Annotated in this window: 12 protein-coding genes; 7 read left to right on the top strand and 5 right to left on the bottom strand. The window is 70.6% G+C overall.

Features of this window, described 5'->3' with window-relative positions; translation table 11 throughout:
- Position 1: 1 nt before the first annotated feature.
- The 3 genes from VGX25_RS02795 to VGX25_RS02785 form a co-directional block, all read right to left on the bottom strand.
- Entirely contained in the window at positions 2–1,090 is a 1,089-nt protein-coding gene (locus VGX25_RS02795; protein ID WP_326915967.1) for a MoxR family ATPase, read from the bottom strand.
- Positions 1,065–2,861: a hypothetical protein gene (locus VGX25_RS02790; RefSeq protein WP_326915966.1), complete on the bottom strand. Its 1,797-nt coding sequence runs from the start codon at positions 2,859–2,861 to the stop codon at positions 1,065–1,067. Before VGX25_RS02790 ends, VGX25_RS02795 begins: the two co-directional genes overlap by 26 nt.
- Positions 2,862–3,034: 173 nt before the next feature.
- Positions 3,035–3,847: an SGNH/GDSL hydrolase family protein gene (locus VGX25_RS02785; protein WP_326915965.1), complete on the bottom strand. Its 813-nt coding sequence runs from the start codon at positions 3,845–3,847 to the stop codon at positions 3,035–3,037.
- A gap of 126 nt (positions 3,848–3,973) precedes the next feature.
- Here VGX25_RS02785 and VGX25_RS02780 point away from each other — a divergent pair, with 126 nt between their 5' ends.
- Entirely contained in the window at positions 3,974–5,677 is a 1,704-nt protein-coding gene (locus VGX25_RS02780; RefSeq protein WP_326915964.1) for an SDR family oxidoreductase, read from the top strand.
- A gap of 75 nt (positions 5,678–5,752) precedes the next feature.
- On the top strand, positions 5,753–6,667 hold the full coding sequence (locus VGX25_RS02775) for a cation diffusion facilitator family transporter (protein WP_326915963.1): 915 nt from the start codon (positions 5,753–5,755) through the stop codon (positions 6,665–6,667).
- 30 nt (positions 6,668–6,697) lie between these two features.
- Here the strand turns inward: VGX25_RS02775 and VGX25_RS02770 are convergent, their stop codons facing one another.
- Both VGX25_RS02770 and VGX25_RS02765 read right to left on the bottom strand, forming a co-directional pair.
- Complete coding sequence (locus tag VGX25_RS02770) at positions 6,698–7,399, bottom strand: DUF305 domain-containing protein (RefSeq protein WP_326915962.1); 702 nt, start codon at positions 7,397–7,399, stop codon at positions 6,698–6,700.
- The gene (locus tag VGX25_RS02765) at positions 7,396–8,265 is read right to left on the bottom strand and encodes a DUF3105 domain-containing protein (RefSeq protein WP_326915961.1); all 870 of its coding nucleotides are present in this window, start codon (positions 8,263–8,265) and stop codon (positions 7,396–7,398) included. Before VGX25_RS02765 ends, VGX25_RS02770 begins: the two co-directional genes overlap by 4 nt.
- A 121-nt stretch (positions 8,266–8,386) precedes the next feature.
- On the opposite strand from VGX25_RS02765, the gene argS reads away from it, so the two are divergent.
- The 5 genes from argS to thrB are packed head-to-tail and all read left to right on the top strand — an operon-like array spanning position 8,387 to position 14,708.
- The gene (gene argS / locus VGX25_RS02760; RefSeq protein WP_326915960.1) at positions 8,387–10,048 is read left to right on the top strand and encodes an arginine--tRNA ligase; all 1,662 of its coding nucleotides are present in this window, start codon (positions 8,387–8,389) and stop codon (positions 10,046–10,048) included.
- Between the two features lie 4 nt (positions 10,049–10,052).
- The gene (gene lysA / locus VGX25_RS02755) at positions 10,053–11,489 is read left to right on the top strand and encodes a diaminopimelate decarboxylase (protein ID WP_326915959.1); all 1,437 of its coding nucleotides are present in this window, start codon (positions 10,053–10,055) and stop codon (positions 11,487–11,489) included.
- Positions 11,486–12,784 carry a homoserine dehydrogenase gene (locus VGX25_RS02750; protein ID WP_326915958.1) on the top strand — a complete coding sequence of 433 codons (1,299 nt, stop codon included), beginning with the start codon at positions 11,486–11,488 and terminating at the stop codon, positions 12,782–12,784. The genes lysA and VGX25_RS02750 overlap by 4 nt, the downstream gene beginning before the upstream one ends.
- Complete coding sequence (thrC, locus tag VGX25_RS02745; protein ID WP_326915957.1) at positions 12,781–13,842, top strand: threonine synthase; 1,062 nt, start codon at positions 12,781–12,783, stop codon at positions 13,840–13,842. Before VGX25_RS02750 ends, thrC begins: the two co-directional genes overlap by 4 nt.
- Positions 13,839–14,708, top strand: a complete 870-nt coding sequence (gene thrB / locus VGX25_RS02740) for a homoserine kinase (RefSeq protein ID WP_326915956.1) — start codon at positions 13,839–13,841, stop codon at positions 14,706–14,708. The genes thrC and thrB overlap by 4 nt, the downstream gene beginning before the upstream one ends.
- Positions 14,709–15,422 lie beyond the last annotated feature (714 nt).

The following is a 15,422-nucleotide window of genomic DNA, read 5'->3' as shown; positions in this document are numbered from 1 at the left end:
GTCACGGCACCAAATGAGGATTCAAGCGACGCCACAGGGCGTCAATCAGTCGTTGCCAGGCTTCGTCGTTGGCACGGTACGCGCCCGACGTGGCCAGGTAAACCGCTTCCAACAGGCGATCGGCCGGCAGGCCATCATTGGTCGCAGATCGGGTAACGAAGTCCGCGACGAGCCGGTCGCGATGCTCGCCGTGCGGGTCGAGCATGTGGTTGGCCACCATCGCGGCGAGCTGCTCGGGGTTCGGGTCCTTGATCTCCAGCCGCAGGCAGCGGCGCAGGAACGCGGCCGGAAACTCCCGCTCGCCGTTGCTGGTAATGATCGTCATGGGGAAGGCCCGGCAGCGGACGCGACCGTCAACGATAGTGGCGGTCATCCCCGGATCGGCGGTATGCACAGTCACTTCACGTGTGTGATGACGCATCCTCTCCAGCTCGGGAATCAGGAAATCTCCGTCCTCGAAGATGCTGAGGAGGTCGTTGGGTAGATCCGCCTCGCTCTTGTCCAACTCGTCGATCAGCAGGACCCTCGGTAGCCTCGACGGCAGGAACGCCGTGCCCAGCCGGCCGAGCCGGATGTACTCGCCGATCTGCGGTAGGGGTTCCATCGGATCATCCCCGTCCAACCCGCGACGGGCGGCAACCGTCGCGGCCGCCTGGGCGCGTCCAATGGCATCGTATTCGTAGAGGCCCATTTTCAGAGTGGTCTGGCTCGTTATTGACCAACGTAGAACGCGGCCGAGTCGCAGTTCTCTTGCGATTCGATAAGCCAGGCTTGACTTACCGACTCCGGGCCGGCCGGTCACCAGCAACGGGCGGCGCAGATACAGCGCCGCGTTGACCATATCCACCTCGTGCGGATCGACGTGTCGCTCGGCGAGATGGAACTCCACTCCGAGCCGCCGGTCGGCGTCCTGATCGTCGTCGGGTGGCGCGTCGTGCGCCGGCAGCGGGCCGCCTCGGAAGTTCCGCCAGGGTGGCGGGGGCGGGAGCAGGTCGGCCACCTGAATGTCGTGGATGGGCCGGCCGGTGCCGCGGTAGATCCACCAGTCTGGTGCCGGGCGCACCTCACCGGGGTGTTCGTTGATGCTCATCCCCGGTATTCCTTAACTGTCGCGACGGGATTAGTGGCTGATCGAAAGCGACAATTCGAGTGGGATCGTCCCATAATATCACCAGGTCCCGTGCAACGTCGACATTGAAAGGGGCAGGATCGGGCAGGAACTCGGACAGCCGTGACTTGTGCGACCGTGCTGGGAGGTCGACGAGGCCATCGCTGTCGGTGAGCCAGTCAACGATCCGACGCACGTCCTCCGGTGGCGCGTCCGGATGCCAGATCACGACTGGGAGGCCCGACCGCAGCGCGGCGGCCAACTCGTCGAGGCCCGGCCGTGGTTCGCTGGGCGGCGGCGAGGCGAGCACCATCGACACCCATTGAGGGTCTCTCAGTAGGGCGTCGACCCGGTGCGGGATGCCGGCGTTGGCGAGCACACCGAAGTGGACCCGCGCCGGTGAAGGATTGTGCTGCATAGAGCGCCACCGATCACGCCAAACGCGATGCCAGTGTCGCGTCTTCATCCGTTCTAGTGACCGGAGCATGATTGGGTAATCGAGCCGCAGCGGGCTCGGGTTACCCGACGTGTGCTCCTTGGACCAGTGATGCACCGCCAAGTGCAGCAACTGGCGCGGGAGCAGGAACTCCAGGGTCACCCGGGCACTCTTGCACGCCCACTCCCGTTCCGCACCCAGTACCACCTCATCGACGCGATACTCGAGCTCTTCGACCGTGACGACCTGGATGTTCCCTCGGGGAGGTGGCCACAGCTCCGGATCGTCCTGCCGCCACGAGGACAGCAGATACCTATCGGCGTCGTATGGTTCCAGTGCGATCAACAGATGTAGGTGCGGCTCACTCGGCACCGGCGATGCGGCTTTCCGGCGGGTCTCGAGCGCGGACTCGACGCGCAGCTGGCGGGCGTATGCCGCGATCCAGTCGGTCAGTTTGGCTCGCAGTTCGTCGTCGACCAAGCCGGTCAGCAAATCGAGGAAGAGCAGGGCGGGCGGTATCCCGTCCGGCCCGGCATTGACGTCGGTGAGTTCGCGAAACACGTCCCAGGCGTTGTCACTGGCCGGTACCGCGACCGCGGGACCCGCGGCGCGGCGCACCATGGTGAGCACGTTGGGAACGGTGATGTCGGAGATCCAACCGGACAGCCGGTCCAACTCCTCGCTGGACAGCAGGTCAAGCACCGTCTTCGGAGGATCGACATCGGGCACGGGTTCGGGACCACCGGGCATGCGGAGCCACGCCTGGGTCGAGGTCCCCTTGACCGAGACAGGAATGCGCTGATAGGAGTCGGGATTGGCGGCCGGGTCCTGAAGGATGACGTCCCGGTAGAACGGATCCGAGGCGATGATCGCGACCACGCCGGGGGACACCCGCAACGCCGATTTCGCCGCCGAGGCGTCCAGGATGCGAAAAGCGAAGTTCACTGCCTGGCTGACCACGCCGTTCGCGTTCTGATATACGTCTCCCGAGTGCAGGCCGACGCGGAGTTGGACGGCCGCCTCGACGGAATGAATCGCGTTGTAGCGGCGCAAGCCGGCGGCGAGGCGATCGGGCAACCGATCGGCGATCAGGTTCTTCGGCACCTCCGCTGGGATCAGGATCATCGCGCCGTCGCCGCGGTCCTCCACATGGCACTTCGTCCACTCGATTCCGGATTCGGCGAAGGCGTTGTGTAGCACGTCGTACATACCCCTGTGCACGGCGAGCTGGTGGGTGACGGTCCTGGCCGGGTTGGTGAAGTCGGCGACGTCGATCACCATGATGGTCCTGTGGACCGCCGAGGGCGGCAGCGCCACGCGCATCCCTCCTCAACACCACCGTGGCCGGGGTGACCGGCCAGGCTCACCCGTTGATTATGTGGTGCCACCAGGAGGGCGTGGCAACAGTTGCAGCATGTTCATTTTTTGGATCTTAATTTGAACTAGATCAAGTTCACAATTGCCATTTTCAGGACAAGTCCCTGACTGTTTCAGGTAACGGCGGCGACCGGGATGCCGAGGCGGGTCAGGACCAAGGGGGTGTAGCCGGAGGATTGGCCGGTGCGGTTGGGGTGGTAGGACTCGCGGATGGGGTCGGAGAGGCCGTTGAGCCATTCGACGGGGTCGCAGACGGCGTGGCCGGTGAAGGGCGTGCGGGGGTCGGCGAAGGCGAATCCGTGGGCGGCGGCGCGGGCGGCGATGGTGGTGGCGAGGAGGTCGGCGGTGCGGTTGAGCTCGGCCTGCTCGCCGGGGCTGATGCGGGCGAACAGGTTGCATTCTTCGCCGTTGAACAGGCGCGGGTAGCCGACGACGACCACGCGGGCGGTGGGGGCGCGGGTGCGGATGGCGGAGTACAGGCTGTTGAGCCGGGCGGGGAGGGTGTTGCTGATGACGGAGTTCGCGGTGTTGATCTCGTTCCAGCAGGTGTACGGCCATGGGCGGGCGCAGGCGAGGAGCACATCGGAGAAGCCGGCGTCGTTGCCGCCCGCGGACACGGTGACGTAGCTCGTGCTCGGCGAGAGGCTGCCGAGTTGGGAGTTCTGCACGTCGGCGACGCGGGCGCCGGTGCATGCGGCGAACGTGAGCGTGGCGCCGATCCGCGCGGCGGTCAGGACGGGGTAGGAGTAGGGGGAGCGTAGGCAGGAACCGCTGTCGGAGTAATAGGTCCGGGTGCCGACGCCGGATGAGTACGAGTCGCCGAGGGCGGTGTAGGCGGGCGCCGCGGCGTGTGCCGGCGTGGGACCGGTCAGGATGAGGGTGGCGGTGAGGGTGAACAGGATGCTGTGCAGGCGAAATCGGCCCATGGGGTGCCTCCAGCGAGGGATGGCCCGGCAAGCAGGGAAGGGCGATCTCCAGCGTGCGGTTCCGTGCGCGGTGTTGGCTATAGGCCAAGGCGGTGAATGCTGATCAGTGGGCCTACGGTGATCGGTATGGCGGACCGGCGGTGGGTGGACTCGGGTGGGCTGCGGCTCGCGGTGCGGGAGCAGGGCCGCACCGACGGCGCGCCCACGATTTTGTTGGTGCACGGGTATCCGGACAACTCCGCGGTCTGGGACGGCGTGGCCGGCCGGCTCGCCGAGCGTTTCCGGGTGGTGCGCTACGACCTGCGCGGGCACGGGGACTCCGAGGAGCCGGCCGGGCGCGACGGGTACCGGATCGCGCACCTGGTCGGCGACCTCAACGCGGTGCTCGAGACAACCGGCCCGGACACCCGCGTGCACCTCGTCGCGCATGACTGGGGCTCGATCATGGCGTGGACCGCGGTCGGCGATCCCCACATCGCCAGGCGGCTCGCCTCGTTCACGTCGATCTCCGGGCCGAGCCTCGAGCACATCGCCGCCTGGGGGCGCAACCCGCGACGGCTGCCGGTGGCGCTGCGCCAGGCGGCGCGCTCCTGGTACATGTCCGCCTTCCAGGTGCCGGTCGTGCCGGAGCTCGTGTGGCGGATCCCCAAGCTGCGCGCGATGTTCCACGCCGACCACCGCGACGCCCGCAACGGGCTGCAGCTGTACCGGGCCAACATGTTCACCGAGCGCGCAGTACCCAGCCGAACGCAAGTACCGGTCCTGCAGATAGCACTAACTCAGGATCAGTACTGCCTACCAGCGCTGTTGCCGGCCGCCGACCCCTGGTGCGACCGACTCTGGCGCCGGGAGCTGGCCGCCGGCCACTGGGCCATCCGCACCCACCCGGACGCCGTGGCCCGGTTCGTCACCGAGTTCGTCGACCACCTCGAGGGCCACCCCGCGAGCCGCGAGCTGGCCAGGGCCCGTGTCGGCCAGGAAAACCGACCGCTGGCCGGCAGGCTGATCCTGGTCACCGGCGCGGGCAGCGGCATCGGCAGGTCGAGCGCGCTGGCCTTCGCCGAGGCCGGCGCCGACGTGCTGTGCCTGGACATCGACGTCGACACCGCCGAGGACACCGCCCGGCAGGTCGCGGCGCACGGCTCGACCGGGCTGGCCTACCGGCTCGACGTCGCCGACGGCGCCGCCACCCGCGAGCTGGCCGACGAGGTGATCACCCAGCACGGCGTGCCGGACATCGTCATGGCCAACGCGGGCGTTGGGGTGTCCGGCCCGTTCCTCGACACCACGGAGGACGACTGGCGGCGCGTGCTCGACGTGAACCTCTTGGGCGTGGTCAACACGCTGCGCGCGTTCCTGCCGCCCATGGTGCGCAGGGGCGAGGGTGGCCACGTCGTGATCACCGCGTCGATGGCCGGCTACTTCGCCACCCCCAACCTGCCCGCCTACTCCACCACCAAGGCGGGCGTGCTGATGCTGGCTCAGTGCCTGGCCGGCGAGCTGCGGGCGAGCGGCATCGGGGTGAGCGCGATCTGCCCCGGCGTGGTGCACACCAACATCACCAACACCACCCGGTTCGCCGGGGCCGGCCCCGAGGAGGAGCGCGCCCGGCGCGAGTGGGCCACCGCGGCCTACCGGCGGCGCGGCTACGGACCCGACCGCGTGGCCAAAGCCGTGCTGAAGGCGGTGCGGGACAACCGGTTGGTGGTCCCGGTGACCCCGGAGGCCAGGATCGTGAGCGCGGGCGCCCGGGCGGCGCCCGCCCTCACCAGGGCTCTCGGCCGGTGGATCGCCGCGCGGGCCGACAAGGTGGCCCGGCGGGGCGAGTAGTTACCTAGTGATTCCCAAGTTGAACTCATGCGCATGTGACTATATGTTTCCGGGAGAACCCACGGGGGAGGGCCATTGGGACACGATCACGGCCACGGCGCGGCGCCGGTCAGCGCCTCTGCGCGACACCTCGGCCCGCTGGCCGCGGCGTTCGGCATCGCCGCGGCGTTCATGGTGGTCGAGCTCGTGGTGGGCCTCGCCACGAGGTCGCTCGCCCTGATCTCCGACGCCGCGCACATGCTCACCGACGTGGTCGGCGTCGGCCTTGCCCTCGCCGCGATCGTGGTCGCCCGGCGCTCCACCGGGCGTCCCGGTAGGACGTTCGGCCTGTACCGGGCGGAAGTCCTTGCCGCGCTTGCCAATGCCGTGCTGCTGTTCGGGGTCGCCGGGTACGTGGGGTACGAGGCCGCCACGCGGCTCGCCGACCCGCCGGAGGTGCCCGGCCTGCCCGTGCTGATCGCCGCCTCGCTCGGGCTGCTCGCCAACGTGGTCTCGTTCCTGTTGCTCCGTAAGGGATCCACCGAGAGCTTGAACGTCCGCGGCGCCTACCTCGAGGTGCTCGCCGACCTGATCGGCTCGCTCGGCGTGCTGCTCAGCGGCGCGATCACGCTGCTGTTCGGCTGGCGCTACGCCGACCCGATCGTCGGTGTCGCGATAGGACTGTTCGTGTTGCCGCGCACCTGGACCCTGGCCCGCCGGTCGCTGCGGATCCTGTTCCAGCACGCGCCGGAACGGGTGGACATCGACGAGCTCACCCGCGCGCTGTGCGGCCTGCCCGGCGTGACGGGTGTGCACGATCTGCACGTGTGGACGCTCACCTCGGGCATGGAGGTGGCCTCGGCGCACCTGGACATCGACAACGGCGTCGACCAGTCGGACGTGCTGCGGGAGGCCCAGCACCTGCTCGCCACCCGGTACCGGATCGAGCACGCGACGCTGCAGCTGGAGGTCGACGGCGCCTCGGCCACGTGCCACGAGCTGTCCTGGTGACGGCCGGCCCGCGCCGGCCGAGCCGGCCGGCTAGTTCGGCGGCGGCAGCGGGGTCGCGCCGCGGGCGGCCAGCATGGTGGTCATCAGCGTGACCTCGGCCGTCTGCCCGGAGAGGATCTTCTGAGCCAGGTCGCGCACGTAGCCGGTGCCGGCCCGGTCGGCGGCGAACTGGGCCATCGGAATCGCGCCCTGGTGGTGACGCAGCATGAGCTGCAGGAACAGCACGTCCAGCTCCTTGCCGGACACGGTCCTCAACCGGTTCAGCTCCTCGGTGGTCGCCATGCCGGGCATCCGGGCGCTCCCGCCGGCCGCGGTGGTGGCGTCGCCGTGCCCATGGCCGCTGCCGGTCATCCACGCCATGTGCCCGCGACCGGCGTCCGGCAGCTCGGGGCGGCCCCACACGGTCAGCCAGCCCGCCATCTCGCTGGCCTGCCCGAGCTGGGTGGACTCGATGTCGAACGCGAGCGTGTGCACCTCGGGATCGGTGGTGTGGTCGCGCGCGATGCCGGCCATGGTGACCGCCTGCAGGTGGTGCACCTGCATGTCCTGCGCGAACCCCACGTCGACCGACTCCGGGCTCGGCGCGCTCGGCGCCCGATCCACCCGGGCGGTCGTGATCAGCATGCCGATGGCGGCGCCGACCAGCAGAACCACCAGCGTCGCACCGGTCAGCACCAGCGCCCGGCGCGGACCGGAGAAGCCTGCCGGCGCCGGGTCCCGCTCGTCGGTCACGAGCTGGGCGGGGCCGCGCCGGACGAGGGCACGCCGCTGGGCGCGCTCGGCGGCGCCGTCGGCACCTCGCCGTTCTGCTCGGCCTGGCTTTCGTTCTTCGCGCCGGTGCCGTCCATCTTGACCGCGTCCGGTCCCGGCGGGTCCTGCACGAACGGCGGCGGGTTGGACACGTCGAACTGGGTCGGGTCGGCGGCGTCACAGCGGCCGCGCGGCTCGGGGTTCTGGTAGCGGTTCTGCCGCAGCGACTTGATGAAGTCGTCGATCCGGGTGTCGTCGGCCCGGTCCAGCTTGAGCCGGTGCCCCCAGGACTGCAGCGAGATCGGCCGGTCGAGGCCGGGGTAGGGCGACAGCATCAGGTACGGCTGACCCTCGACCCTGGCCTTGAGCTTGTCCAGCTCGGCGTCCTTGACCTGGTCGGGGTTGTAGGCGATCCACACCGCGCCGTGCTCGAGCGAGTGGACCATGTTCTCGGTGCGCACGGCGGTCTGGTAGACGATGCCGGTGCAGTCGGCCCAGACGCCGTCGTGCGGGCCGCCGAACGGGGGGCTCTGGTCGTAGGCCACCCGCTGGGTCTTGTCGACGTGCAGGCCGGAGTCGTACTTGATCCGCTCGACGCCCTCGATGTTCTCCGACGGGTCCTGGTTGTCGTCCGAGACGACCCACTTGTTCTTCTCGTTGATCTGCAGGTACGCGTAGGTGAACACGCCGCCGGCCAGCGCGAGGACGAAGATCACCGCCAGGATCGTCCCCCACGGCTTCGGCTTGCTCGCCGCGACCGCACCGCGGGCGGCCCGTGCGCTCTTGCCCTTGGCGCCGCCCTTGCCTCTGGCCCCGCTCGCGCCCTTGCTCTTCGTCCCGCTGGCCATACCGGTTCAGGCCCCGTCTCGTTCGTGGTGGAGATGTCCGCTCACTGCCAGCGGCCAGTGTAAGGACCCGATGTCTGCCCGCCGTCAACTCCCCTGCCCGAACCTACATAGACTTCATCGAGTGAACCCCGCAGCGCTCGCCGATCTGGTCCGGACCACCGCCGTGGACGTGCTGACCAGCCGACAACTGGACACCGCCGCGCTCCCGCCGGTGGTGACCGTCGAGCGCCCGCGCAATCCTGAGCACGGGGACTACGCGACGAACCTGGCACTGCAGGTGGCCAAGAAGGTCGGGGTGGCCCCGCGCGAGCTGGCCGGCTGGCTGGCCGAGGCGCTGGCCGCCGCCGAGGGGGTGGCCAGCGCCGAGATCGCCGGGCCCGGCTTCATCAACCTGCGCATCGCCGCCGACGCGCAGGGCGCCGTGGTCCGCCAGGTGCTGGCCGAGGGCGAGCACTACGGCAACGGCGACGCGCTGGTTGGGCGCAACTTCAACCTGGAGTTCGTGTCGGCGAACCCGACCGGCCCGCTGCATCTCGGCGGCACCCGCTGGGCCGCGGTCGGCGACGCGCTCGGCCGGGTGCTGGCCGCCCAGGGTGCCAAGGTGGTCCGCGAGTACTACGTCAACGACGCGGGTGCGCAGATCGACCGGTTCGCCAACTCACTGATCGCGGCCGCCAAGGGCGAGCCGACACCGGAGGATGGCTACGCGGGCGCCTATGTCGCCGATGTCGCCGCCGAGGTGTTGCGCCGCAACCCCGGCGCACTCGACCAGTCCGATCCGCGGCAGCGGCACGAGATCTTCCGCCTGGCCGGTGTCGCGGTGATGCTCGAGTGGGTCAAGCGGTCGCTGCACGAGTTCGGCACGGACTTCGACGTCTTCAGCCACGAGAGCGCGCTGTACGCGTCGGGTGCGGTGACCCGGCTGGTCGAGCAGCTCAAGGCGAACGGCCGGCTGTACCTCGCCGACGGCGCCTGGTGGTTGCGCACCACGGACTACGGCGACGACAAGGACCGGGTGGTCATCAAGAGCGACGGCGAGCCCGCCTACATCGCCGCGGACATCGCCTACTTCGAAGACAAGCGGGCCCGTGGCTTCGACTCCTGCATCTACATGCTGGGTGCGGACCACCACGGCTACATCAACCGGCTCAAGGCGGTCGCCGCGGCCATCGGCGACGACCCCGACTCGGTCGAGGTTCTGATCGGCCAGATGGTCAACCTCATCAAGGACGGCCAGCCGGTGCGGATGAGCAAGCGCGCCGGGAACGTGGTCACCATGGAGGACATGGTCGAGGCGGTCGGTGTCGACGCCGCCCGCTACTCGCTCGTACGGTCCTCTGTGGACTCGACGCTGGACATTGACCTTGACCTGATCACTTCGCGCACCAAGGACAATCCGGTTTTCTACGTCCAGTACGCGCATGCCCGGATCTGCCGGGTGCTGGAGAACGCCGAGCGGCTCGGCATGTCGGCCGACGGAGCGGATCTCGCGCTGCTGCGGCACGAGCGGGAGGGTGAGCTGATCCGCACCCTCGGTGACTTCGGCTCGGTCGTCGCGACGGCGGCGGAGCTGCGCGAGCCGCACCGGGTCGCCAGGTATCTCGAGCAGCTCGCCGGCGGGCTGCACAAGTGGTACGACACCGACGACTGCCGGATCCTGCCGAAGGGCGACGAGCCGGTCCAGCCGGTCGGCAATGCGCGGCTGCTGCTCTGCCTTGCGGTGAAACAGGTCCTGGTCAACGGTCTCTGCCTGCTCGGCGTCTCGGCGCCGGAACGGATGTAGGCCCGTGCGCGCGCACCCGGCGGGACCACGGCACGCGGAAGTCCTGCCGCCGGCCAACACCGCGGGACCCCGACCCTCCACTCCGGACCAGCTGGACGAGCTGCTGGAGTCGGTGTGGCCACGCAACGCCCGGCGCGGGCCGGACGGGGCGGTGCGACTGGCCGGGGTGGACGTGCGGGAGCTGGCCGAACGGTACGGCACCCCGCTGTTCGTCATCGACGAGGCCGACTTCCGGGCCCGGTGCGCAGAGCACGCCGCCGCGTTCGGCGACCCGGCGTTGGTGCACTACGCGTCCAAGGCGTTCCTGTCGATGGAGATCGCCCGCTGGGTGGCGCAGGAGGGCCTGAGCCTGGACGTGTGCAGCGGCGGTGAGCTCGCGCTGGCCCTGCGGGCGGGCTTCCCGCCGCAGCGGATCACCTTGCACGGCAACAACAAGTCCGGCGCCGAGCTGACCGCGGCGGTGGACGCCGGGCTGGGCGCGGTGGTGCTCGACTCGTTCTACGAGATCGTCCGGCTGGACAAGATCGCCCGCGACCGCGGCGTGGTGCAGCCGGTGCTGGTGCGGGTCACCGTCGGCGTCGAGGCGCACACCCACGAGTTCATCGCGACCGCGCACGAGGACCAGAAGTTCGGTTTCTCGCTGGCCGCGGGGGACGCCGCGGAGGCGGTGCGCCGGGTGCTCAAGTCCGAGGGCCTGCGCCTCGTCGGGCTGCACAGCCACATCGGGTCGCAGATCTTCGACGTGGACGGGTTCGAGGTCGCCGCGCACCGGGTGATCGGGCTGCTCGCCGAGCTGCGCGACGAGCACGGCGCGGACGCGCTGGCCGATCTGTCCCTTGTGGACCTGGGTGGCGGGCTGGGCATCGCCTACACCGCCGAGGACGATCCGCCCCCGCCGCAGTGGCTGGCCGAGCAGCTGCGCACGATCGTGGCCAAGGAGTGCGCGCAGGCCGAGCTGCCGCCGCCGCGGATCGCCGTCGAGCCGGGCCGCGCGATCGTCGGCCCCGGCACGGTGACGCTCTACGAGGTCGGCACCATCAAGGACGTCTCATTGGGACACGGCCACGGCCGGCGCTACGTCAGCGTGGACGGCGGGATGAGCGACAACATCCGCACCGCACTCTACGACGCGGTGTACGACTGCCGGTTGGTGTCGCGGTCGGCCGGCGACGGCGAGCGTGGCCAGGACGCCATGCTGTGCCGGGTGGTCGGCAAGCACTGCGAGTCGGGTGATGTGGTGGTGCGGGACTGCTGGCTGCCGGAGAACCTGGCTCCCGGCGACCTGATCGCCGTGGCCGCGACCGGCGCCTACTGCTACGCGATGGCCAGCGGCTACAACCGGTTGCCGCGCCCGGCCGTCGTCGCGGTCCGCGCGGGGGAGGCCAGGTTGTTGCTGCGTAGGGAAACCGAGGACGACCTGTGCAGGTTGGAAGTGTCATGAGCGAGGATCCGGTCAAGGTCGCACTGCTGGGGCACGGCACGGTCGGCTCCGAGGTGGATCGCCTGCTGCACGTCCAGGCCGGCGACCTGGCGGCCAGGGTCGGCAAGCCGGTGCGGCTGGCGGGGATCGCGGTGCGCCGGCCCAACCGGCACCCGGACGTCCCGGCCGACCTGCTGACCGCCGACGCCGCCGCCCTCGTGGCGTCCAATGTGGACGTGGTGGTCGAGGTGATCGGCGGGATCGAGCCGAGCCGGACCCTGCTGCTGGATGCGTTGCGCGCGGGCAAGTCGGTGGTGACGGCGAACAAGGCGCTGCTGGCCGAGCACGCCGCCGAGCTGTTCGCCGCGGCCGACGAGTCCGGCGCGGACCTGTACTTCGAGGCGGCGGTGGCCGGCGCGATCCCGCTGCTGCGTCCGCTGCGCGAGTCGCTTGCCGGGGACCGGATCAGCCGGGTGATGGGCATCGTCAACGGCACCACCAACTTCATCCTGTCCGCGATGGACGAGACCGGCTCTGGCTACGCCGAGGCGCTGGAGGAGGCCAGCCGGCTCGGCTACGCCGAGGCCGACCCGACCGCGGACGTGGACGGCTACGACGCCGCGTCCAAGGCGGCGATCCTTGCCTCCCTTGCCTTTCACACCAGGGTGACCGCCGCGGACGTGTACCGCGAGGGAATCTCCGCGGTGACCACCGCCGACGTCGCCGCCGCGCGCGTGCTCGGCCGCACGATCAAGCTGCTGGCCATCTGCGAGCGGGTCACCGACCCGGACGGCACGGAGTCCGTCGCGGTCCGGGTGCACCCGGCCATGATCCCGCGCAGCCACCCGCTCGCCGGGGTCGGCGGGGCATTCAACGCGGTGTTCGTCGAGGCGGACGCGGCCGGGCAGCTGATGTTCTACGGCCGGGGCGCCGGCGGCGCGCCGACCGCGAGCGCGGTGCTCGGTGATCTCGTTGCGGTGGCGCGCAACCGGGTGGCCGGCGGGCGCGGACCGCGGGAGTCGGCGTATGCCGCGCTGCCGATCCGGCCGATCGACCGGGCAAGCACCCGTTACCACGTCAGCCTGGATGTGGCCGACCGGGCCGGCGTACTGTCCGCTGTGGCCTCGGTGTTCGCCGAGCACGACGTGAGCATCGCGGCGGTACGGCAAGAGGGCCGCGGGGCCGACGCCAGCCTGGTGATCGTCACGCACTCGGCGGCCGACGCCGCCCTCCGGTCCACGGTGGACAAGCTGGCCGGGCTGCCCGTGGTGCGCGAGGTGGTCAGCGTCATGCGGGTGGAAGGCGAGGAGCTGTGACTGGTTCGTCCTGGCCGGGCGTCATCGGCGCCTACCCCGACCGGATCTCCTTGCCGCCCAACGCAACGGTGGTCACCCTCTACGAGGGCGGCACCCCGCTGGTCGAGGCGCCGCGGCTGTCGGAGCAGTCCGGCTGCCGGGTGCTGCTGAAGGTCGAGGGCGCCAACCCGACCGGCTCGTTCAAGGACCGCGGCATGACGGTGGCGATCACGCACGCGCTGGCCAACGGGATGAGCGCGGTGATCTGCGCGTCCACCGGCAACACCTCCGCCTCGGCCGCCGCCTACGCCGCGCGCGCCGGGCTGACCTGCGCGGTGCTGGTGCCGCGCGGCAAGATCGCGGCGGGCAAGCTGGCCCAGGCCGTCATGCACGGCGCGCGCATCCTGCAGATCGACGGCGGCTTCGACGACTGCCTCGAGCTGGCCCGCAAGACCGCGGCCGAGTACCCGATCGAGCTGGTCAACTCGGTGAACCCGGTCCGGCTGATCGGCCAGCGCAGCGCCGCGTGGGAGATCTGCGACGTGCTCGGTCGGGCGCCGGACGTGCACTGCCTGCCGGTGGGCAACGCCGGCAACATCACCGCCTACTGGCGGGGCTACGGCGAGTACGCCGCGGACGGGCTGGTGGAGGCGACGCCGCGGATGTTCGGCTTCCAGGCCGAGGGCGCCGCGCCGCTGATCCTCGGCCGGCCGGTGCGCGACCCGGAGACCGTGGCGACCGCGATCCGGGTCGGCAACCCGGCGTCCTGGGCCGGGGCGATCAGGGCCCGTGACGAGTCCGGCGGCCTGATCGACTCGGTCACCGACGAGGCGATCCTGTCCGCCTACCGGCTGCTGGCCAGCCGGGAGGGCGTGTTCGTCGAGCCGGCCTCGGCGACCAGCGTGGCCGGCATGCTGGCCACCGCGGCCGACGGCCGGCTGCCGGCCGGCTCCCTCGTCGTCTGCACGGTCACCGGCCACGGCCTCAAGGACCCGGAGACGGCGTTGCGCGGCATGCTCGAGGTCGAGCCGGTCCCGGTGGACCCGACCGCCGTGGCGCACGCGCTGGAGCTGGCGTGATCCACGTCCGCGTGCCGGCGTCCAGCGCCAACCTGGGGCCCGGCTTCGACGCGTTGGGCCTGGCCCTTGCGCTGTACGACGAGGTCGACGTCGAGGTGATCGACTCGGGGCTGACGGTGCGCGTCGACGGCGAGGGCGCCGGCTCGGTCCCCATGGACGAGTCGCACCTGGTCGTGCGGGCGTTGCGGCTGGCCGCCGACCGGCTCGGCGTCGTCCCGCCCGGACTGGCCGTGCGCTGCCGCAACGCGATCCCGCACGCCCGCGGCCTCGGCTCCTCGGCCGCCGCGATCGTCGCAGGCATCGCCGCGGCTTACGGGCTGGCCGGGCGGGAGCCGGACTCAGACGCGCTGCAGCTGGCCGCCGAGCTGGAGGGGCACGCCGACAACGCAGCGGCCAGCCTGCTCGGCGGCCTGGTGCTGGCCTGGCGGGAGGGCGACCGGTTCCGCGCGCTGCGGCTCGAACCGCACGCCGACCTGCGCCCGATCGCGCTGGTTCCGCGGGAGCGGTCGGCCACCTCGGTGACTCGCGGCCTGCTGCCCGAGCGGGTGCCGCACGCCGACGCCGCGTTCGGCGCCGCCCGGTGCGCCCTGGCGGTGCAGGCGCTCACCGCGCGGCCGGATCTGCTGCTGGCCGCCACCGAGGACCGGCTGCACCAGGACTACCGCTCCAGCGCCTGGCCGGCGACCATGCGCCTGGTCCGGGCGTTGCGCGAAACCGGTGTCGCCGCAACGGTTTCCGGCGCCGGTCCGACAGTGCTGGCCTGCACCGTGGACGGAAAGCTGCCCGGCGAGGTGGACCTGTCCGGCTTCACCGCGTGCGAGCTCCCGGTCGACCGGACCGGCGTCACGGTCCGCCGGCAGGCGTGACCTCGACTTGTGTCGAAGCTCACCGCGTCTCCCGGCCCCACTACTTATGAGTAGTTTTCGGCTCCAACGTCGCTCAAGCGACGCTCAGTGGCCCGATTCTGGCCAATAGCAAGACGGTTGGGCCTGCGTTCGTACCAGTCGGACCGTGGGTCGGGAACAAACCCGAGGTCGGCGCGGTTGTCACTGTTGTGCCACGCCGGGGACCCGGTTGTTGCACGTTGAGTGAGGTCCGTCTACCCTCGTGGGCGTTCAGTCACCGCGCGCGCGGGCGCCCGGTGCAGTTCCCGGGGAACTCTTTCCGGGTCGCATCTTCTGCGTAGATGTTGACTCGGCCTTATCAGGCCGGAGTCGGCGTTGGCAGGTACCCGATGAGGTGGTGACCGAGATACTCCGCGTTGGCGATCAAGTCGTCCGCCTGGCCCGCCAGGTTGCCACGGTCGCGGCGAAGGTCAGCCAGCGCCGGGGAATACGCCGTCTCGCGTTCCGTCGGGCGGCGGGTCCGCTGGTCCGCGTTGGAGGCGGGGACCGGTTAGGAAGGACATTGGTGAGCAACACTGATTTGCTAAGCAGCGATACGGCCGCGGGTGCGGCCGACGCCGCGCCCACGTCGCGTGCCGACGCGGCGGAGCAGGCGCAGACGACTGGCGCCAACGGCGGTACGCCCCGGCGCCGCACCGGCTTGACCGGCATGGTGCTCGCGGAGCTCCGCGAGCT

Source organism: Actinophytocola sp. (assembly GCF_035942955.1).
GTDB lineage: Bacteria > Actinomycetota > Actinomycetes > Mycobacteriales > Pseudonocardiaceae > DASYTH01.
This window is presented reverse-complemented; position numbering and strand designations above follow the sequence as displayed.